The 20409-nt window shown below is 59.1% G+C and carries 18 protein-coding genes; 11 read left to right on the plus strand and 7 right to left on the minus strand.

Annotation, left to right across the window (positions count from 1 at the left end; all coding sequences use genetic code 11):
* The first annotated feature begins 7 nt into the window (after positions 1 to 7).
* From JTM80_RS09240 to JTM80_RS09280, 9 genes are all read left to right on the plus strand, one after another.
* Positions 8 to 475, plus strand: coding sequence for an Lrp/AsnC family transcriptional regulator (locus JTM80_RS09240; RefSeq protein WP_172358362.1), 468 nt, complete (start codon positions 8 to 10; stop codon positions 473 to 475).
* Positions 476 to 509: 34 nt separating this feature from the next.
* On the plus strand, positions 510 to 1931 hold the full coding sequence (locus JTM80_RS09245; protein WP_172358361.1) for a BCD family MFS transporter: 1422 nt from the start codon (positions 510 to 512) through the stop codon (positions 1929 to 1931).
* A gap of 5 nt (positions 1932 to 1936) precedes the next feature.
* Positions 1937 to 2524 carry a gluconokinase gene (locus JTM80_RS09250; protein ID WP_225906809.1) on the plus strand — a complete coding sequence of 196 codons (588 nt, stop codon included), beginning with the start codon at positions 1937 to 1939 and terminating at the stop codon, positions 2522 to 2524.
* Between the two features lie 71 nt (positions 2525 to 2595).
* A complete protein-coding gene (locus JTM80_RS09255; protein ID WP_172358360.1) occupies positions 2596 to 4038 on the plus strand; it encodes a DICT sensory domain-containing protein in 1443 nt (480 codons plus the stop codon).
* 129 nt (positions 4039 to 4167) lie between these two features.
* Entirely contained in the window at positions 4168 to 4866 is a 699-nt protein-coding gene (locus tag JTM80_RS09260) for a pentapeptide repeat-containing protein (RefSeq protein WP_205371039.1), read from the plus strand.
* Entirely contained in the window at positions 4844 to 5560 is a 717-nt protein-coding gene (rnc, locus tag JTM80_RS09265) for a ribonuclease III (protein ID WP_172358358.1), read from the plus strand. The genes JTM80_RS09260 and rnc overlap by 23 nt, the downstream gene beginning before the upstream one ends.
* 111 nt (positions 5561 to 5671) lie before the next feature.
* Positions 5672 to 6013 carry a hypothetical protein gene (locus JTM80_RS09270; RefSeq protein ID WP_172358357.1) on the plus strand — a complete coding sequence of 114 codons (342 nt, stop codon included), beginning with the start codon at positions 5672 to 5674 and terminating at the stop codon, positions 6011 to 6013.
* A gap of 21 nt (positions 6014 to 6034) precedes the next feature.
* A complete protein-coding gene (locus JTM80_RS09275) occupies positions 6035 to 7567 on the plus strand; it encodes a DUF6745 domain-containing protein (RefSeq protein ID WP_205371041.1) in 1533 nt (510 codons plus the stop codon).
* A 148-nt stretch (positions 7568 to 7715) separates the two neighbouring features.
* Positions 7716 to 8702, plus strand: a complete 987-nt coding sequence (locus JTM80_RS09280) for a FecR domain-containing protein (RefSeq protein ID WP_172358355.1) — start codon at positions 7716 to 7718, stop codon at positions 8700 to 8702.
* Positions 8703 to 8712: 10 nt separating this feature from the next.
* Here the strand turns inward: JTM80_RS09280 and JTM80_RS09285 are convergent, their stop codons facing one another.
* Positions 8713 to 9378 carry an HAD family hydrolase gene (locus JTM80_RS09285; RefSeq protein ID WP_172358354.1) on the minus strand — a complete coding sequence of 222 codons (666 nt, stop codon included), beginning with the start codon at positions 9376 to 9378 and terminating at the stop codon, positions 8713 to 8715.
* Between the two features lie 90 nt (positions 9379 to 9468).
* On the opposite strand from JTM80_RS09285, the gene JTM80_RS09290 reads away from it, so the two are divergent.
* Together JTM80_RS09290 and JTM80_RS09295 are read left to right on the plus strand one after the other, a co-directional pair.
* Complete coding sequence (locus JTM80_RS09290) at positions 9469 to 11493, plus strand: CHASE2 domain-containing protein (protein WP_172358353.1); 2025 nt, start codon at positions 9469 to 9471, stop codon at positions 11491 to 11493.
* A gap of 147 nt (positions 11494 to 11640) precedes the next feature.
* Complete coding sequence (locus JTM80_RS09295) at positions 11641 to 12615, plus strand: lysylphosphatidylglycerol synthase domain-containing protein (RefSeq protein WP_172358352.1); 975 nt, start codon at positions 11641 to 11643, stop codon at positions 12613 to 12615.
* 99 nt (positions 12616 to 12714) lie between these two features.
* Here the strand turns inward: JTM80_RS09295 and JTM80_RS09300 are convergent, their stop codons facing one another.
* From JTM80_RS09300 to JTM80_RS09325, 6 genes are all read right to left on the minus strand, one after another.
* Entirely contained in the window at positions 12715 to 13149 is a 435-nt protein-coding gene (locus JTM80_RS09300) for a hypothetical protein (RefSeq protein WP_172358351.1), read from the minus strand.
* 250 nt (positions 13150 to 13399) lie between these two features.
* On the minus strand, positions 13400 to 15241 hold the full coding sequence (locus JTM80_RS09305) for a nickel/cobalt transporter (RefSeq protein WP_205371042.1): 1842 nt from the start codon (positions 15239 to 15241) through the stop codon (positions 13400 to 13402).
* 74 nt (positions 15242 to 15315) lie between these two features.
* Entirely contained in the window at positions 15316 to 16731 is a 1416-nt protein-coding gene (locus tag JTM80_RS09310) for a tetratricopeptide repeat protein (protein WP_205371043.1), read from the minus strand.
* A 352-nt stretch (positions 16732 to 17083) separates the two neighbouring features.
* Positions 17084 to 18376, minus strand: coding sequence for a DUF4331 family protein (locus JTM80_RS09315; protein WP_205371044.1), 1293 nt, complete (start codon positions 18374 to 18376; stop codon positions 17084 to 17086).
* Positions 18377 to 18534: 158 nt separating this feature from the next.
* The gene (locus JTM80_RS09320) at positions 18535 to 19482 is read right to left on the minus strand and encodes a phosphoribulokinase (protein WP_172358348.1); all 948 of its coding nucleotides are present in this window, start codon (positions 19480 to 19482) and stop codon (positions 18535 to 18537) included.
* Between the two features lie 302 nt (positions 19483 to 19784).
* A complete protein-coding gene (locus JTM80_RS09325; protein ID WP_172358347.1) occupies positions 19785 to 20309 on the minus strand; it encodes a hypothetical protein in 525 nt (174 codons plus the stop codon).
* Between the last annotated feature and the right edge of the window lie 100 nt (positions 20310 to 20409).

Raw genomic sequence — 20409 nt, forward strand, 5'->3', positions numbered from 1 at the left:
TTGCCCTATGAGCTTGGAAATAGAAAGGCTCCTAGATGACACAGGCTGGGCGCTGCTGCGATCGCTCCAAGACGATGCGCGGCTGTCCTACAGCGAACTGGGGCGGCGCGTTGGGCTGTCGGCTCCGGCGGTGGTCGATCGCATCCGCCGCATGGAGGAGTTGGGCATCATTACGGGCTATCGCGTCGAACTGGATTTGTCTAAACTGGGCTATAGCATCATCGCGTTTATGCGAATCGAGTCGTTTCCGGGCGAGTTTGCCCGCCTGAGCGATCGCCTCCAGTCCATGCCCGAAGTGCTGGAGTGCCACCGCGTCACGGGCAGCGACGATTACATTGCTAAGGTTGCCGTGGCCTCCGTGGCCCATCTAGAATCCCTGATCGACCGATTTACCAATAGCCAGGTGACAACGCTCATCGTCCTCTCGTCCCCCGTCACCCGCCGCACCATCGATCACGGTCCCCGCCATCCCTGACTCTTTTACTTGATGAACTTGCTAGGACACATTCATGGCTAAAGGAGAGTTTATAAGCTCGGCAGTGGCTCAACCGACGGTCAAGCTGGGGCTACCCACCATGTTTCGGCTGGGTCTGTTTCAGATGGGCCTGGGCATTATGTCGCTGCTGACGCTGGGCGTGCTGAACCGCGTCATGATCAAAGAACTGGCCCTGCCCGCAACCATCGTAGCGGCGACCATCGCCATGAACCAGTTTGTTGCGCCATCGCGGGTGTGGTTTGGGCAACTGTCCGATTCCAAACCGCTGGGCCAGAGCCACCGCACCGGCTACGTCTGGCTGGGGGCGGCGCTGTTTACTACGGCTTCGTTTCTGGCGGTTCAGGTGGTGTGGCGGCTAAACAACAGCATCCAAGCAGCGGGCTGGGGCTTTGCGACCTATGCGTGGATTGCGCTGCTGGCGCTGGTGTTTGCGCTGTATGGGCTGGCCATTAGCGCCAGTTCTACGCCTTTTACGGCGCTGCTGGTGGATGTGTCGGATGAAGACAACCGTCCGAAGCTGGTGGGCATTGTCTGGTCGATGCTGATGGTGGGGATTATTGTGGGGGCGATCGCCTCTAGCGGGCTGCTGCGACAGATCGACTCGGACGCTCCCCTAGAACTGGTGCGGGCTTCGATTAACCGGATCTTTCTAATCATTCCAGCAATCGTGTTTGGGCTGACGCTAATTGCCACCTGGGGCGTTGAAAAGACCTTTTCGCGCTATCGATCGCGCTCGATGATTGCCGACCGGGAAGACAGCATTACCCTGGGGCGATCGCTCAAGGTGCTAACCGCTAGCCGCCAGACGGGGCTATTCTTCAGCTTTTTGATGATGATGACCCTCAGCCTGTTTTTGCAGGAGTCGGTGCTGGAACCTTACGGCGGCGAGGTGTTTGGTATGTCTATTGCCGAATCCACCCGGCTCAACGCCTTTTGGGGACTGGGCACGCTGATCGGCATTGCCACGACGGGCTTTCTGATCGTGCCGCGCATTGGCAAACACCGCACCGCAAAACTGGGCTGCTATGCTGTCGCCGCCAGCTTTGTGCTGATCATCCTGGCGGGCTTTTCGGCCAATCCTCGGATGCTGAACCTGGCGATGCTGATTTTTGGACTAGCCTCCGGCGTGACGACCAACGGCGCAATTAGCCTGATGCTAGATTTGACTGCGGCAGAAACGGCGGGTACGTTCGTCGGCGCGTGGGGGCTGGCGCAGGCCATGTCGCGGGCGGTGGCGGCGGTGCTGGGCGGTGCGGCGCTGGATGCGGGGCGGGTGCTGTTTGGGTCGCCCGTCCTCGCCTACAGCTTTGTGTTTGCCCTGCCCATTTTGGGAATGCTATTTGCCGTGCGCCTGCTGGATCGGGTGAACGTGCAGGAGTTTCAGCTCAAAGCCAAAGAGGCGATCGCCGCTGTGCTTCAGCAAGAGCTGGATTAGGCTCTATGAGGCTTCAATCCATGCCCCAATTCCCCATCGTCTGGATCGTCATGGGTGTCGCAGGTTCCGGCAAGACCGTCGTGGGGCGGCGGCTGGCGCAGTGGCTAGAGTGCGATTTTCTGGAGGGCGATCGCCGCCATTCCCCAGCCAATATCGCCAAAATGCAAGCCCAGATTCCGCTCGACGAGGGCGATCGCCGCCAGTGGTTGCTGGATATGCAGGACGACATTCAGCGGGCGATCGCCCTCCGCCGCGAAACCGTAATCACCTGCTCTGCCCTCAAGCGGGCCTACCGTACCCAACTCGCCGCGCCCGGTGGGGTGCAGTTGGTTTGGCTGGATGTGCCCCCAGCAGAGCTAGAGCGGCGGCTATCCAATCGCCTGAACCACTACATGAAGCTGGAAATGCTAAATAGCCAGCTTGCCGCCTTTGAACCTGTGTCTGCCGAAGAGGCCGTCATCCGAATCGACGGCAGTTTGCCCCCCGATGCCATCGTGGCAGACTGGCTCCGTCAGGCAACCCAGCAGTTTCCGGCTCTCAATCTCCCCTGGTGGCAGCGCCTCCACCCAGAGAGTCCCAAACGCGACCCATAGAGATTTCCTATGAACCGGAAAAGTCTGCGAGAATCGAAGCAAGAAGTCTTGCACCACCGCCAATCGCCAGGATGCTAACCGGATCAATCTTGCAACAGTTGAGGGATGCTCACCAAGGCAGCCAGTCTCAGGGCAAGCGCCCGCTCAACTTTGGAGTTTATTACAAAAACACGCTCGTCGCCCTATGCCACGCGCTAGAAGACTCGATTTTGGAGCATGACTACTCGCCGCTGATGATTACGGCATTTCAGCGGGGCAAGTGGTATTTGCAGGAAGCCGACCGCTATGGGCAGATCGCCGAAAAGTCTCCGCAGATCGTGATTCTGGCAGCAGACGATGCGGGCTTTGCCGAACACCCCACCAGCCAGCGGGACAACGTGGCGCTGGTCAGCCTGGAGGATGCCGACCCGGTGGCGCAGGAGTGGCATTTGATTATCGTTTCGCCAGACTATACGGCAATGGTGCTGTGCCAGGAGTTGGCGGAAGCAGACTATCTCAAAGCAGGCGTGCCGACCCATGACCTAGAGCGCAAGTTCTACGGACTATGGACCTTTGAGCCGTCGCTGGTGCTGGAAACGGCGGAACTGGCGATCGCCCACATTGGCCGCTATAACCCCCAGCTTCAGCAGCAGTTGACCCAGCAACTCAGCGCGATCGCCGCCCAAGTCCAGCAGGTCGACGCGCTCTGCAGCTCCCCCACAGCCGACAACCTGGGCGACATCGTGACGCGGGTGGTGGACTATCTGCAAACCCATCAGGCGGCAGACCCCCAGGCAGAGTTTCGCGATCGCTTCTCGGTCAACGACAACCTGATTTCCAACGAGCTGCAAGCCTATTTGCGAATTGCCCAACTGATCGACCTGACAGACCTCAGCAACCCGATGGCCGCCGCCGAAGTGGCGACGCTCACCGAGGCGATGGGGAATTTGCTCGACCTCCCTGCTTGGCAACTTCATCGGCTCCAGTTGGCCAGCCTGCTGCACCGCATTGCGCGGATCGAGTCGGGGGGGCCCGTGCTAAGTCCGGGCGCGTCGTCTCGGTATGACGAAGACGCGACGGTGCCCCTGGCCTGTCCGCTGATTCCGGGAACCCAATTGCTGCGGCGGATGAACCGTCTGAAGGCGATCGCCACCATTCTCGCTCACCACACCGAACGCTGGGATGGGCGTGGCTATCCGGCCGGGCTACGCGGCGATGAAATTCCCCTAGAGTCGAGAATCCTGGGGCTGGCGATCGCCTTTCAAGCCCACGTCACCCATCTCAATGCCCAGCCCAGCGCCGACCCCCTGCAAAACCTGACCATCGCCCTCGACCAGTGCAAAGCCGAACAGGGCCAGCAATGGGATCCCAAGCTGGTGGAAACACTGTCGCTGCTGATTGCCGGAATCCAGCAAGGACTCAGCCTGCCTGCGGCATTGCCCAAAATCGCCTCTGGACTGTGGCTACTCGACTCCCACTCGGAGGAGGATGTGCTGGGGCTGTCGCAACTTTCCAGTCCTGTCGAAGCGCCTTAGCATCCTGGTTTGCACAGGGTTCTGGTTTGCACAGTGCCCAATTTGCATAGTGTCTAATTTACATAGTGCCCCGGTTTGCATCCTGTCCCCCTTTGCATCACGTCCCGGTTTGAACGCTCTGAACCGCCCATGAACATTAAAGAAATCCACGCCGGAACCCTAAAGCAGCTTGCAGGAGCCGACCTGCAAGACGAAGACCTGGCAGGCGCAGACCTGTCGCGGGCAAACTTGGCCGGAGCCAACCTCACCGGAGCCAGCCTCACTGTCGCCAAACTGAGCGGGGCGCGGCTCGACGGGGCAAACCTGATGGGCTGCGACCTCAGCCGCGCCGACCTGCGGGCCAATTTTCTCGGCGCAAACCTGATGCAGACCAACCTCAGCGAGGCCGACCTGCGCGGCAGCAACCTGCGCGGCGCAAACCTGATGCAGGCAAATCTCACCCGTGCCGTGTTCACGGGCGCATTCCTCAGCGGTGCCAACCTGATGGGCGTGAACCTGAGCGGGGTCGATCTGCGCGGGGCAGACCTGCGCGGCGCAAACCTCAGCAACGCCAATTTGCAACACGCCAACCTGCGGCAGGCAAACCTGCAAGGCGCAGTGTTAACCGAAGCGAACCTGGAATCTGCCGACCTCCAGGACGCGAACCTGGCTGGAGCCAACGCGGTCGGCGCAAACCTGCTCTGCGCTGAACTAGAAGGCGCGAACCTGGACGGGGCAAATCTGTCGGGGGCCTGCGTGCGGGGGACGAGGCTGGATGGGAAGAACGAAGAGGGGAGAGGGAAGAACGAAGAGGGAAGCGTGACAAATGGTTCTCCATCCTTCTCGTGAAACGAAACTGCGTGGGTTGATGCAAAAGCTGGGTCTGTCTGCAATGGCTCCGGTGGACTTGGGGCTGCTGGATCAGGCGCTGACCCATGCGACGGCTTCGGCTAGCAAGAACTATGAGCGCCTGGAGTTTGTGGGCGATGCGGTGGTGAAGCTGGCGGCGGCGGAACTGCTATATGAGCTATATCCTAAGCTGCCGGAGGGAGAACTGTCGGCGTTTCGGGGCATCATGGTGAGCGATCGCACGTTGGCTACCATCGCTGATCAGTACAACCTGGAGCGCTACTTGCTGATGGGAGCCGCTGCCTATGCAAATCCGGTGGGCAGAGAAACCCGTCTGGCAGACGCGCTAGAGGCAATGGTGGCGGCGTTTTACCTCAGCACCCAGGATCTCAGCCTAATTCGCCCGTGGCTAGATGGCCACTTCCGGGCGATCGCCGCTGACATTGCCCAAGACCCCACCCGCCAAAATCACAAAGGCGCACTGCAAGAAATTACCCAAAGTCGCTATCGCGCCCTGCCAGAATATCGCGTGACCGAAGTAGGGCAAGACTACGGCGATCCGGAGCGCTTTGTCGCAGAGGTTTGGATTCAGGATCAGTGTGTGGGAATCGGGAAGGGCCAGTCTAAAAAAGCAGCGGAGCAGGCGGCGGCACAACAGGCCTATCTCAAGCTAAGCCAACAGCCTCCGCTTTAGCTGGATGAGACCCATCGCATTCAGCCAGAGGCATAACCCTTCTGCCTGCACTCAATAGGTGCTTGAAACTTGCGCCGCAGGTTTCGAGAATTTTGATTTGGAGGAAGTGGTATGAATCCGATTCGCCAGGGTGATGTGATTTTGACCCCTGTGGAGTCCAGCGAGTTGGCACAGCGGCAACCCGCCCTGTTAGACCGAGCGCAAAGACTGAACCATTTGACGCTGGCAGAAGGAGAGGTGACTGGACATCGACACCGCATTGCGGACGGCGAGGCGGAGCTATACGAACGCAATGGCACGTTGTATCTCAGTGTCCGGTCGGAGTCTGCCCGATTAGTCCACGAAGAACACAAGCCGATTGATATTCCAAGGGGCCTTTGGCAGGTTCGGATTCAGCGCGAGTATGTGGGAACGGAACAGCAGCAGGTCGTTTTTCGTTCTGTGGAAGATTAGCCGAGCGAGAGGATTCCAGCCATGACCGATCTGCGGACTCCGCTTACGCCTGAACAGCGATCGCGCTTGCAAGCTTGCCGCCAAAAGTGGGTTGACCTGGCCCATACAACGCAACCCGTCGATGCCAAGCAGGTGACAGAGCGCGTGCTGGAGTTTTATGCGGCGTTTGGGCAGCCAGCCCCTAATGTTGTGGTGTGCCCAGGGGTGATCAGCGCGATGACCGATGCGCTGACCTATCGCCCACTGGGCCAGCGATTGCAAAAAATGCGCTCTAACTGGGAAGAGTGGGTATCAACAATAGGGGTGGCAATCGTCGTCGGCACAATCTGGGGCGGCGGGGCGGTGGTGTTTATCAGGTGTCTGCTGACTGCTGCGGTGTCTGAACTTGAAGGAAAAGCGGTGGATGATTCTCTCAGGCTGCTGACCCGCATTACCCTATGGGGAACGCTGCCTGCTGGAATTGCCGCAATGTTTTTGTTGGGCGTTTTGTGTTCGTCTGTGAGCGCTCTGGTGACCACAGTCTGCGATCGCCATTTTCTGAAATGTACCGAGCGCTCCGTCTATCAGTCGGGGTTCCGCAGCCCCAGGGCGCAAGCCGACCCCAAATGGCGGCAAGTGGCTGATTGGGTTGGCACGGACTGGCGATCGCCCCTGCACGGGATTAACTTCTGGCAAGTCTGGATACTGTGGGAATTTCAGAGGCTCCACTGGCAGTTTCCGGAGTCGATGTTGCGAGCCGTCTGGCAGATCTGCATTAATAGCGATCGCCCCCAGGATGAACTTTATAGCTCGCACTTCGCCAGAGACTTTTTGAATCGTCGTGATTTTGAGGACTGGCAGGCGCAGGCTCGACGAGCTGATCAACGCCTGTGGACGGAGGCTCAATGGCAATTTGTGCTATCCAACGGCTCATGGCGTAACGCTCAGTTGCTAGCACGATTCTCGCTGGAAATTAGCCTGCTGGCTCCCTATTTCACGATGCTGGATTTTTGCGAGGCGGAACTGGGCTATCAGCCTGACCCGGTTCGCTGGAAGGCGCTGCGCCACCTGATGCAATCCACGGGCTATGTGATCGCAGGGGGACGAACCTGCTGGGTGGGCGATCGCCCCATCTGCCTCAAGTGCGATCGCCAGGGCCGCTTCCACGCAGACGGACAGCCTGCCCTCGCCTTTGCCGATGGCGCACGCCTCTATGCACATCACGGGGTTTTCCTGCCGCCCAAGTATGGACAGACTCCCATTGCCCACTGGCAGCCCCGCTGGCTCCTCCAAGAAACCAACGCAACCCTGCGCCAGATTTTGATTCAAGGCATTGGCTATGAGCGCATCGCCCGCACACTCCAGTCTCGCAGCGTCGATTGCTGGCGCGAGTACGTGCTTTGCCGCATCCCGACCCATCCAGACGTGGAGCCGTTTTTGCTGCTCCAGATGACCTGTCCCAGCACCCGGCAAATTCACGTCCTTCGAGTGCCGCCGACCCTGCGAACCGCCCGCGAAGCCGCCCGCTGGGTCAACTGGGACATCGACCCAACCGACTTTGCCATTGAAACCTGAGCCACCGATCGCAAAATGGCGATCGCAGTGTAAAAAACATCCAAAAGTTTACTGAAGCATCTCCCAAAATTTACGGAAGTTTTTCACGGAATCCCCCGGCAAATGCCTGAATGGATCAGTGGAGTTCTGTAGATGTGCAGGTGCAATCATGCCTTATCGAAAATCCTCGATCGGGTTTCTGGAACGGGTTTCGGGTCAGGTTTTCGGGCAAATTTTGGGACGAGTTTTCGGGCAAATTTTCGGGCTGCGGCGGCGCTTCGTGTCGAGCCTGCTGATCGGGTTTTGGGTGGTGCTGGTGATGGGGGCAGTGGCGCAGGTATCGGAGGCGCAGACCAGCGTCACGCGCGGCACCATTACAGAAGTGCTGGACGGCAATCAGGTGTTTATTCAAAATCGGCAGGCGCGGGTCAACGATGTGGCCAACCGAGGGCAGCAGGTGCGGACGGGTCGGGCCCGTGCCCAGGTCAATTTTAATACTGGGGCTGTGGCGCGGCTGTCCAATAACTCGGTGCTGACGGTGGGGCAATGCGCTCAGCTTCAGCGTGGTGTGCTGCTGGTGAATGGCGCGGTAAACGGCTGTACGTCGTCTGTAACGGCGGGGGTGCGCGGCACGACCTACATTCTGGAGGTGGACGACGACGGGCGAGAGGAAATCAAGGTGCTGGAAGGTGAGGTCGTGGTGACGAAGAACGAGGCTGGCTTTATAGAACCCAGTTCCCTGATGGAGCGACTAGAAGGGCGATCGCGCTTTCGGCGAGGCACTAAACAGCTTTCGCTGCCTCGCAGACCCAGCCTGGGGATTCCGTCCACCCGGCCCAGCCCTAGCCCCTCGCCCAGTCCCTTGCCCAGTCCGTTGCCCAGTCCGGTTACAGAGTCAGCCGATCCAGAGAATACGGTTGTGCTGTCGGCGGGGCAAAAGGTCGCCACGCGGCGCGGCTCGCCCCTGGGCCCGGTCGAAGACATCACGCTAGAAGAAATTAACGCCATTCTGTCGGGCAGCCTGTTCAACGGCTATTTGCAATCGCTGCCGGGGTACGCTGCGATTCAGAGTACGCTTCAGCGGATCTATCCAGGGCTGTCGCTGCCAGGAGTGCCGGGGCTGCCTGTGCCGGGGCTGCGGATACCGTTTTTCTAGGTCTGGTTTTCTAGGTCTGGGCTGCAACGAGCGCTTTGAGTTCGTGCAGGGTGCGGATGTGATGGGTCGCAAGATTGGTGGGGGCCACGCCAGGACGGAGGATTTGCACTGTGGGGATGCCAAGGCGATCGCCCGCGGCCAGTTCCGAGTCAGGATTGTCCCCTACCACCAGCGCCTCAGCAGGGCAGAACTGATGGGCGTTTAGGATGGCTTGAAAAATGTCCTGCTTGCTAGTGCGGTTGGGGTCATCAACTGCATCGATGTAGATCCCGGTAAACCACTGCTCGAAAGGCTGCTCCATGCTCAGCGCCTTAATCTTGCTGTCCTGAAGCGGGCGAAAGCCCGACGTAACCAGAAACAGCATCGGCAGTGGGTCACCCCGCAGTTCTGCTAGGACGTGCAGATCGCCGTAGCCCCGCATCGGCGTGCTAACGCGAGTTTGCGAAATCACGGCCTGCCCCGCCGCCAGCATCTCGTCTGAGAAGTCGTGTTTTTTGGCCACAAAGTCGAGCGCATGATACCAGCAGTCGCCCAGCGCGGCTTCCAGAACGTCGTCGGGCAAGGTTCCCTGATTGGCTTGCCGAATTGCGTCAAATACAGGCTCTAGGAGTTCGGCTCCGGGTTCATCAGCCGCACTGAGGCAGTTATCCAGGTCAAAAATGATGGCTTTGATCATGCGGATGATTCTGCTGGGTGTCCTTCGTTTGGCAAATGGCGATCGCACGGCACGAGGCCGCTCTCATTCTACGGTTAAGGGTGATTCACCATGTTTTTCAAACCACTGCGCCGCGTTCGACCCTTGCCCGCGCTGCGTTCCGAAACGACCCCGGCAGACCAAGCACCCCTAGCGCAATCGCCCTGGCAGGTGTTGGGCTATGGGCTAATTGGCCTGTGGGCGGTGACGGGGGCGATCGCCACGGGCGTTGACCTGGGCACGGTGCAGTGGATGGAGCGACAGGCGCAGGTGTTGTTCTTTCGGCTGCGGGGCCAGGTAGAGCCACCTGCCAATATCGTAATTCTGGCGATCGACCAGGAATCGCTGGCGCGGGGAGCAGACGTGCAGGCAGACCCCGACCGCTATCCCGAACTGGCTCCGATTGAGATTTGGCCCTGGCAGCGGGCAGCCTATGCCCAAGTGATCGATCGGCTGCTAGACAACGGAGCGCGGGCGGTGTCTGTCGATCTGGTGCTGACCGATCCCAGCCTGTATGGTCCAGCGGACGATCGCCAGCTTGCGGCGGTGCTCCGGCGGCATCCGGGGCGGGCGGTGCTGGCGGCAAACTATGAGGTGTTTGGCACGCCCGACGGCGGCGAACAGAGCCAGATCGTGATGCCCAATCCCGACTTTGGTGCGGCGATGACGCAAATTGGGCTGATTAACTTTTTGCGCGATGCCGACAAGCGGGTGTACCAGTTGTCAGACAATCTGATTGCCGAAGTGCTGCAACCCCAGGGCATAGGCGAGGGGCTGGATTCCTTTGCGGTGGCGACGCTGCGGGCGGCCCAGCTTGAAATTCCGGCGGTGACCACGGGCGACATTTTCTACTACGGGCCGCCGACGACGTTTCGGCGGGTTCCCTTCTGGCATGTCCTCGACCCCACAAACTGGGCCGTTCACCAGCGCCAGGGGACGTTTCAGGATGCAATTGTGCTAATTGGGCCGCTGTCCAACGATGTCGGCAATGACTTTATTCCCACGCCCTTTTCGGAAACGATGCCGGGGGTGGAAATTCACGCCAATGCCATCGCCACGCTGATGCAAGACCGCGTGATTCAGAGTGCCTTGCCGACGGCGCAGGAGCGGGGCTGGTTTGTGCTGGCGCTGGTGGGGGGCGGCGGGCTGGCGCTCATGGCGCTGATTCGGCAGCCCGTGATGCAGATGAGTCTGGCGGTGGGGGCGATCGCCCTCTGGGGCACGATCGGCTACCTCAGCTTCACCGCAGGACAGCAGATCTGGCCCGTAGCCGTGCCCTGCTTGGGCCTCTTCCTCAGCGGCGCAACCTGCCTCACCACGGGCACGATCCATACCCAGCTTGAGCGTCGTCGCCTGCGAACCACCCTAGAGCGCTACGTCGCCGCGCCCATCGTGCAGGAAATTTTGACACACCATTCCAGCGATTTTCAGTCCCTCCTGAAAGGGCGGCGGGTGCAGGCGGCGGTGATGTTTTGCGACATTCGCAGCTTCACCACGCTCTCGCTGGAGCTAGAGCCAGAAGCATTGCTTGAGCAGCTTAACGAATACCTGAATGCAATGGTGGAGGCAATCCTGGCAGCAGGTGGCACGATTGACAAGTTCATCGGCGACGCGATTATGGCGGAGTTTGGCTCGCCCATTTCCCACGGTGCAGAAACCGATGCGCTGAACGCGATTCGGGCGGCGCTGGCGATGCGGCGATCGCTCTCCGTTCTGCAAGCCGAGTGGCAGCGGGCAGGCAAACCGATCCTGTTCAACGGCGTGGGGATCAACTTTGGCGAGGCGATCGCTGGAGACATCGGCTCCATCCGCCGCCGCGAATTTGCCCTGATTGGCGATGCCGTGAACATTGCCAGCCGCGTCGAAGCCCTCACCCGCAACTTCTGGACTGACATCCTGATCACCGACTCCCTCTACGCCCTGGTGCAAGATCAGGTGGAAGTCGTTCCCATTGGCGCACAGGAACTCAAAGGGCGCAAAGACGAAAAGGTAATGCTCTACAGCCTCGTCGGCTTCAAAGGCGACGACCCAACGCTGTATCACACCGTCCACGAACGGCTGCGGGCGTTCAAAGGGTTTGAGGAGATGCGGAGTTAAGGGGGGGAAGGGATGATGAGATGATGGAACGAAAGCCAAAAAACGAAGAACGAAGAACGAAAACCAAAAAACGAAAACCCATTCTTCCCTCTTCGTTCTTCCCTCTTCCCTCTTCGTTCTTCCCTCTTCCCTCTTCGTTCTTCCCCAATGCCATCTATAAACCTCCGCCCCAAAGATTTCCTCCGCTGGGCCATTTTCGGCGGGGCGCTGTTCTTTTTGGCGCAGGCGGTGCGGCGACACTGGGCAGAGGTCGCGCAGATTCGGATCGAGGGGGCGGGCTGGAGGCTGCTGGCGATCGCCCTGCTGATCACCCTCATCGCCCATCTCTGGACGGGTTGGGTCTGGGGCTGGATTTTGGGCGATTTGGCTCAGCCCGTTCCGGCGCTCTGGGCCACGCGCACCTACCTGAAAACCAACATTGCCAAGTATCTGCCGGGAAACGTCTGGCATCTCTATGGGCGGGTGGTCGCGTCGCAGAAGCGCGGCATTTCCCTGGGTGCGGCGACCCTCAGCGTGCTGCTGGAACCGCTGCTGATGGCGGCGGCGGCCCTGATGCTGGGGCTAGTGGGAATTCGGCAGGCAAACTGGAGCGTGCAGGCGCTGAGTCTGGTCATCGTGCTGGCAGGCGTGCATCCCCGCGTGCTAAATCCAGTGCTGTCCGTGCTGCGGCGGCTCAAGGGCAGGGGCAAAAAGACGGCTGATGCCGCCGCAGATTTGGCAGATTCCGCGCCGTCTTCTGCGCCGTCTTCTGTGCCATCTGAGGCTAAACCCTGGCAGCTCAAGCGCTATCCCTTGCGGCCGCTGCTGGGAGAACTCCTGTTTGTGGCGCTGCGGGGGCTGGGGTTCGTGGCGATCGCCCTGGCCTTGCAGCCCGTTGCGCCGGCCCAATGGCTGCCGCTGATCAGCGGGTTCAGCTTTGCGTGGCTGCTGGGACTGGTGATTCCTGGCGCACCGGGCGGCATTGGCGTGTTCGAGGCAACGGCGATTGCCCTCCTGGGCAACCAGCTTGCGCCCGCCATTCTGCTCAGCGTTGTCGCCCTCTATCGGCTGATCAGCACGCTGGCAGAGGCCATCGGCGCGGCGCTGGCATGGCGAGAACTGGGAGTCCAGCGTCCACACTAGCAGGGCAACCCACACGGGCGATCGCTTGGTAATCATCTTTCAACCCCAGCAGCAGCCAGAATTGTTTCGCCAAGACAACTGGATGCAAGCGGGAGCGTGCTATGGGCAGCGGCGACCCTGTGCATCCAGCACCACGCACCGACCGTTGTTCACGCTGATGCGGCTATTGGCACCCGCCGTGTCATAGATGGGAACAACGGGCGTAAAGTAAGGCTCATCCTCGATCGGCGTGGCGGAAAGTGGCTCTTCGTTGAGCAACAAGTCCGGGTCGCGGCCCGTCGGAGTCGTGCTACCGCCATTACTGCCAGGATTGTTAAGAGAGGGCGGACGAGACATCGGACTGACTGGATAGGGCGCAGCAGCCGGAGGACGAGTCGAGTTGCCACACAGTCGATTCAGATCCAGCACTTGCCCGCTGCTGGTTTCCATATAGCAAGACAGGTCGCGGTTATCAAGCGGATTGCTGAGGGTGGCTTGCGGAAGAAGGGCGATCGCCCCAGCACCAGACAGCACCAACAGGATGTATTTCAGCATAGGAGTTTGCTCAGAATTTACTCACGATGAAATTGCAGTCACGTTCTCAAAAATCCGGTCAAACAATCGTCAAAATAAGTAGATGGATCAGATTAAAAAACAGATCCTGAACCCTGCGCCGCCCGCGCAGCCGGCGGCGCAGGATCTTTGGGGTTTATGTTTATTAATGTCTACCTACTTAATCTACGGAAATCGCCAGTCCAAAATCCAAAATCGCCAATCCAAAATCCAAAATCACCCTCACAGCACCTCACAGCAATAGTTGCGTAAGCGCCTTAAGCGAAATCCCCACGCCCAGCAGCGTAATGCCCGCCGCGCTAACCAAGGGTAAGATATGCGTCCACCGCTGGGGCGTAGGCACTCGCCAAAACCAGTGCTTGGCCCGCACCAGCAGCAGCCCCAACCCCGTCAGCACGCCTGCCAGCCCCAGGCTAAAAGCCAGCACCAGCACTAGCCCAAACCCAGTTTTACCCAGGGCGATCGCGCTCAGCAGCAGCACCAGCGCCGCCGGACAGGGCACCAGCCCTCCCGAAACGCCAAGCGCTACCAGACTGCGCCAAGTCACAGGTTCACCATCCGCTCCGGGCGGCAGATGAGAATGCCCCTGAGAGTGTTCATGAGAATGTCCGCGGGAGTGTTCATGAGAATGTCCGCGGGAGTGTTCATGAGAATGCTCCTGGGAGTATTTATGGGAATGCCTCTGGGAATGTCCGTGGGAGTATTCATGAGAATGCTCACGGGAATGCTTGTGAGAGGACTCCTGCGAATGCTCATGAGAAGGCTGGCAAACAGGCTCATTCGGGTACTCAAGACTATCCTCGCGAGAAGATTTATGGAAATTCTCATACGGATGTCTATGAGAATGTTCATGGGAATTTCCATAGGCATGGCTATTAGGATGCTTATGAGAATCTCCTCGATCGTCCTGAGAAGCACAGTGGGAATGTTCAGGAGAACGGCTATGGGGAAGCCCACGCGGATTTTTTTGCAGCCTGTAGGAATCGTGAGCACGAACCAGGGCAGGCACATGAACCAAATTCTGTGAATGATAATGATCTTCTGAATACACTTGATTAGGCTCGGCAGACTTATGAGATTTATGAGGCTGAGGATGTGAATGGAAATGACTGCTAGACGGTGATTTGGAACTCAAGCTGGAATGCAGATTATGATGTACTAGGTCATGCTGATGCGAATCGGGTTTTGAACGTAGCCGACGATGCAGCAGATTCAGACCAATCCCAACCACCATCGCGCCCGATGCCAGGCTTAGCCAGGGATAAAGCTGCTCTGGAAGCACGTACTGAGCCGCGAACAGCGTCGCTAGCCCCAGCGCAAACACGCCGAGGGTATGGGTGATGGTGGTCGTCAGCGCTAGGAATACTGCATGTTTGGGCGTGGCGCGTTCGCCTACCAGATAAGCGCCGACGATCGTTTTGCCGTGCCCTGGCGACATGGAGTGAATCGCGCCCCAGAGAAACGCTCCGGCGATCGCCAGCAGCAGTTCCCCTGTGCCGAGTCCGGGCAGTCCTGGCGCAAGGGCCAGGGTTTGTTGCCTTGGGGTAAACAGAAACGTCCGCAGCCGCCCGTTTTGTAGAATTGTGGTCAGGCAGCTTGCCGTGGGCACATCGGGCAGGAACAGGCCGTAGTGAATTTGCACCCCCTGAACAGGCTGGGGCCAGGCAAAGGTAAGGCGTAGCGTGCTGTGGGTGGTGTTTGGCGCGAGGCGGACGCTGTTAGGCAAAGGTGCATTGGCTTCCAGCGGTTCCAGGGTGAGCGTACCGGGGCGGCGATCGCCATCCAGCATCCGAATCTGGCTGCCCAAAAACGCCTGTAGCGTGGTGGCATGGTCGCGCACTTCCTGGGGAGAGAGTTGACCGTTGCGATCGCCATCGGCAAACGCCGTTAGCCCGGTTGGATAGGTGAGCATCATTTCCACAGTGGATTCTGCCACGCGCACTTCCGCAACGGACAAATCTGCCCAGTGGGCCTGCCCAGGAGCCGCCAGTCCCAGCCACAGCATCACTGTGATGACCCCAGAGAACAACGCCCAGGATAGGAAGCGACCTGGTTTACGCATGAGTTTATCCATAGATCAATGCATGAATCCATGCAGTAGAAGAGAATAGAACTGATCCGCAAATCCGAACGGTGAACGTCATTTCGCTAGCCGCCCAAGCCTATGCCTAGACCAGCGGCATAACGTGCGTTTTGATCAAATTGGGGATCGATCTCAAGCATTTGCTGGCGATAGGCGGCGGCCTGCGCTGGGTTGCCCAGGGCTTCCTCGATTTGGGCGGCGCGATCGCACAGGGCTGCATCACGAGTGCCCAGGGCGATCGCCGCTTGAACCACCTCCCTAGCCTCCTGCCAGCGCCCCATCTGTGCCAGCGCCCAGGCGTAGGTATCGAGCGTGTCTGCGTCGCGCCGCTGCTTGACCTCCGCTTCCATCAGCGCCAGCACCTCGGCGGTGTCTTCTGGGCGGCCCCGCTCCAGCAGCAATCGCGCCAAGTCACGCCGATGCCCAAAGCCAAAGGCGCTAGAACCCGCCGATGTCTCTGCCAGCGTTTGCCGCAGTTGCAGTTCGGCGTTTGCCCAGTGGATTTCTGCCTGGGCGGGCTGGTGTTGCAGGGGCTTCAGTCGGGCCTGTCCCCGCTGCACCAGCGGTTCGTAAACTGTCGCGGCGCTGCCCATGTCCTCGACCTGGCGATAGTATTGTGCCGCCAGCCCATAGCGCCCCTGCCGCAGCGCCAACTGGGCCAGGTTCAGGCGGGCGGGCAGGTAACTCGGCAAAATTCGCAGCGCCTCATGATACAGACCCCGCGCCAAATCAAGCTGTCCCCGTTCGTAATAGAACCGGCCGAGCAGCGTGCGCGTGCGGGCGGCACTGCCGAGATCGCCTGCTTCCTCAACCTCTAGGGCGTATTGGAAACTTTGCAATGCGCCCTCATCGTCTCCTTGGGCTGCCCGCACTAGCGCTTGTTGGGTAAAGGCGGCTGGACTCAGGGTTTGATCAACGAGGCGATCGCCCGCCTCAGCCGCTGCTACCAGGTTGCCTCTTGCCAGATGCACCGCTGCCTGGACGCTCAGCGCCTCTTTCGACCCATCCAGTTGTGCTGCCAGCGCCAGTGCTTGATCAAAGTCGTGCCGTGCCTCTGCCACCCGTGCCAACACGGCGATCGCCTCTGGGTGTTCTGGCATGGACCTTAGCGCCTCCTGCGCCGTCTGGTCTGCCAGCAGATACCAGTGGCTTTGCCCTGTCAGCCGCGCCATTTTCAAATAGCCCAGCGCCAGCGCCGACTGCTCCAGTCCTTGCGCTACGCTCTGGGCAGGCATCTGCCGGACGCGCTCCTGAAAATGGGCAATTTCCTGCTCTAGTCGTGCCGTTGCGCTGCCGGAGGTGCTAACGAAAAACGGGTAGCGGTAGGGGGCATCGAGATGGCGAGAAGGGCGATCGCCCAGTCGATTTAGTGCCGGCCCGCCTGCCTGCGTGAACCACAGCACGGCACTGGTGGCCGACAATCCCACCGCCGCCAGCAGCCATCCCCGCCTGCTGGAACTCAAACTATTCAGCGTGTTCATGACAATTCCTTTAGCTTGAAAAGCTGCCCTGGTTTAGGCACTAACAGACTTGAGACAGCAAACTTACTGCCCTCATCCCCCAACCCCTTCTCCCAAGCGGGGAGAAGAGGAGCTAGATATGGGGTTGAAGTCCCTCGCCCGCTCTGGGAGAGGGATTTAAGGTGAGGGCTGAAATTGCTGCGTGAAGTATATTAGTGCCCTGGTTCAGGGGTTGGGGAATCTTGCCCAGTGAGAACAGGAATCGAAGCCTATCAGGAGAAACACCTTAACTCCCTGATCTGGCGCTGAGAGAGAAACTCTCACCCTCACCCCTAACCTCTACAGGACTGATCGCAACTGCGTCAGTCCTACCCTAAATGGGTGGCGCTAAATAGGGGAAAGTGGTCGCCAGCGGCTGATGCCCCTGCGCCGGATTGCCGGGTGTGCCGTTGTAGGAAACGTTGTCGGTGGTAATGGCCCCGTTGGTTACGATGTTTAGCGACGCATCTACCACGTCATCCAGCAGCCGCCGGCCTGCTGCCGGGGAACCCAGCGCATTGAACTTGTTGCCATAGCCGCTGGGGACCGTGGTGTCAATCCGCATTACGTCTGGCAGCAGCGCCCGCACCAGCGCGTTTGCCCGCGTGTCGTTGTTGCCCACCAGTTTCAGAACGGCTGTGATGTTGTTTCGAATTACGGTGCTGTCGGATGAGTTAAACCGGGCAGGCTGCGTCCGGTTATAGGTTTCGTAGATGGTTTGGGAGCCAGTGGTCAGCAGTTCGTTGATGCCGGGCCGGGCAATCTGCTCCACCTGGGTAAATTGACCTGTGCGGGGGTCGCGGATGTTGATCGTGCCCCAGAGGTCGAAGGTGTTGACCGCTCTGCCGCCTGCTAGGAGCTGCTGCGGCACCCGCACGACGATAGTGTTGACGTTGTACCCTTTGGTAAAGTCGAGGGCGGTGTCGGGCGAACGGAAGCTCGCTGCTGGGCCAAAGCCTGCGACCGCCGCCCGCACGCGGAAGTAGGCCTCCACGTCAAAAAAGAAGGGATCTTCGCGCAACCCCGCAAAAACCGTGAGATTAGCGCCCCGCACCCGCACGGTATTGAGCCGAGGGGCCGCATCGGTGATGGACGTGGTGAGAATGCGGCCGCCGCTGGTGGTGGTATTGGTGCTGCTGGTCTGCCCGCTGCTGTCGATGGTGGTCAGGGTGACGACCTGGCGATTGCCTTTATTGGGAGGCGAGAAGGTGAACCGCAGCGTCAGATCGGGCTGAGGTACGGGGGCATTGTTGACATTGGCAACTCGCGCAATCTTGATGTCGTACTGAGCGTTGCTGCTGAAGTAGTATTGCTGGCGAGCGAGCGATCGCGGGTTCGTGTTTAGCACCAAGATCAGGTCGCCCGCACGGGCCGCCGTGTTTTGGTCAATTTCCCGAAAGACGTAGAGATCGGTCAGGCTGAGGGCGCGGCTGCGAACGTCGATATCGCCGTCATCGTGGTCAGAGGCCTGTAGCGGTGCAGTTTGCAAGCCACTCGTCAGACCCAGTGCGGTGATCGAAAGGCAGCCTGCGAGAGTGCTGAGGGCGATCGCCCGCCTTAGCCCAGATCGGCGGGGGATAAGCCGCTGTAAGAAAGTACAAACTGCGATCTCGGAGGGGGGTTCCATAGTTTAATTGACTCCTAATGTGCCTAGAGCAAGGCTTATAAAAACGCCTATCCGGGGAAGGGGGTTGGCGCTCTAGACACAAATACGGAGGTCAAATCAGAATGGATCTCACGAACCAAAATTTCCTGATTTTTAGAATGCCATTTAGAATCTCACCGTCAGGCAACGTTTGCAGAAACGTTCGCAGCCTTCAGCATGTGATAAGTAATCAGCAGTTGAGTAATGGCGAGTGGATAGCTTTGCAGCGTCTCTCCAGTGGTGCCAATCAGCTTGCCAATTCCAGGATTGCCCTCCAGACTGCAAAACTGACCCAAGTAGGGCACCTCCTGGCACAGGCTGCGCTCCAGATCTCGCACCTGCTCTGCTGTAGCGTGGGCATCGATCTCCATTACGTCCACAGGCTTGCCCATGTCGCGATCTAGCCCCAGCCGCACCGCACCGCCTGCATGTTCTCCGTCGCCAATAATGCTGCTGAAATCTGGATGGGGAATCGTGGGACGCAGCACCAGCCGCACCGCCAGCAGCAGTTCATCCTGCGTTAAGTTATCGCTGGGCGGATAGAAGCTCACCACAACATCCGCCCACTGCCGCTGCGGGCGAATAAAGGCTTCTGAGTCCGACTCGCGCTGCTGGATTTGCTTGATGACCTGCTCACGGGTATAGCCACGCTTGCGGGTATCGCGGTTTATCTTCCAGGTGTGGCGCAGGTCTTCCGGCGGAGCCAAATAAACTTTGACATCGTAGCTGTCGCGCATTCCTCGCGTGGCATAGCCCAGCAGCCCTTCCACAATTACAAATCGCTTGGGTTTGATATACTCTGGCGGGTCGAAGGTGCCGCTGCTGTGGTTATAAATCGGCTTTAAAATGGGCTGTCCCGTCCGCAGCAGCGAGAGGTGCTGTTGAATGATGTCGAGATAATTGCAGTCGGGATGCAGGGCAGAAATTCCCAGTTCAGCCCGCTGTTTGCGGTCGTAGCGGTGATAGTCGTCGGTGCAGATGACGGTCACATCGTTTTCGCCGAGCACCTGCGCGATGCCGCGAGTCAACGTTGTCTTTCCAGCGGCACTATCGCCAACAATGCCAAGGATGATGGGTCGGTGGGACATGGAGCCTCCTAAAAGCGCAATCACTAGCCCCCACCAACGCTTTGCGCCAGTGACCGAAGCTAGGCGATCGAGTTCACGAATAGCCCCAATTATTAGCGTCTGGGGGACTCAGCGCAAGGCTTCTGCAGAGATAGGTAAGATTTTGCAACGTTCCTCTTGAGAGGTAGCGTGAACGGTAGCAAATGTACAAAATTGCTGTAACCTAGCCGTAACCTAATAGAAAATACCTGCGAAACGTTGATCCCGCAGAGACACTGACCCACAGAAGCGTATTGCATCGTTGCGGATGTTTCCCGGCTGCTCTAGGCCTGTTTTTTACGGCCGCGAGTCGAGGTTGTAGAAGTGGTCTTCGTCTTGGTCGAAGTGCGGGGAGACTTGGTTTTGGCGGCGGTGGTGCTGCGCGTGCTGCTGGTGCGGGGGCCGCGCTTTTTGGGGGTGGCAGCGGGTTCTTCGGACGCGGCAGGTTCGACCTCTGGCAGCGCGGCAGCGGCCTCGGTCACGGCTTTTTTCTGAACGGCGGTGCTGCGGCGGCGGCGAGTTTTGCCTGCAGTGCCCGATTTGTCCTTTTTGGTGGAAGCCAGATAGCGTTTGAGGGAAGAGACGCTGATTTTGATGTTCTTATCGGCTAGCAGCGCAGCAATTTCCTCATGGCTATAGCCACGGTCGAGCGCGGTTGAAATGGAGTCTTGCAGCAGCTCGATGGCTTCCCGCAGAGACCAAACTTCTTTGGGCTTTTCGGGGAGTTGTTCCAGCAGGCTGGTGGCCTGTTCGATGGATTCTTGCTGAACCAGGACAGTGCCGGGAAGGCGTTTTTTGGTGGTAGTCATAGTGGTAAAGGTTGGGTCAATGAGCGAGTGTTTCTGCGGTCAGGCTGAGGGTCAGAGGTGATCAGAATCGATTCGCCGCTCTATTCAGCGGTTCTATTCG

The sequence above is a fragment of the Thermoleptolyngbya sp. PKUAC-SCTB121 genome, assembly GCF_016919485.1.
GTDB lineage: Bacteria > Cyanobacteriota > Cyanobacteriia > Elainellales > Elainellaceae > Thermoleptolyngbya > Thermoleptolyngbya sichuanensis.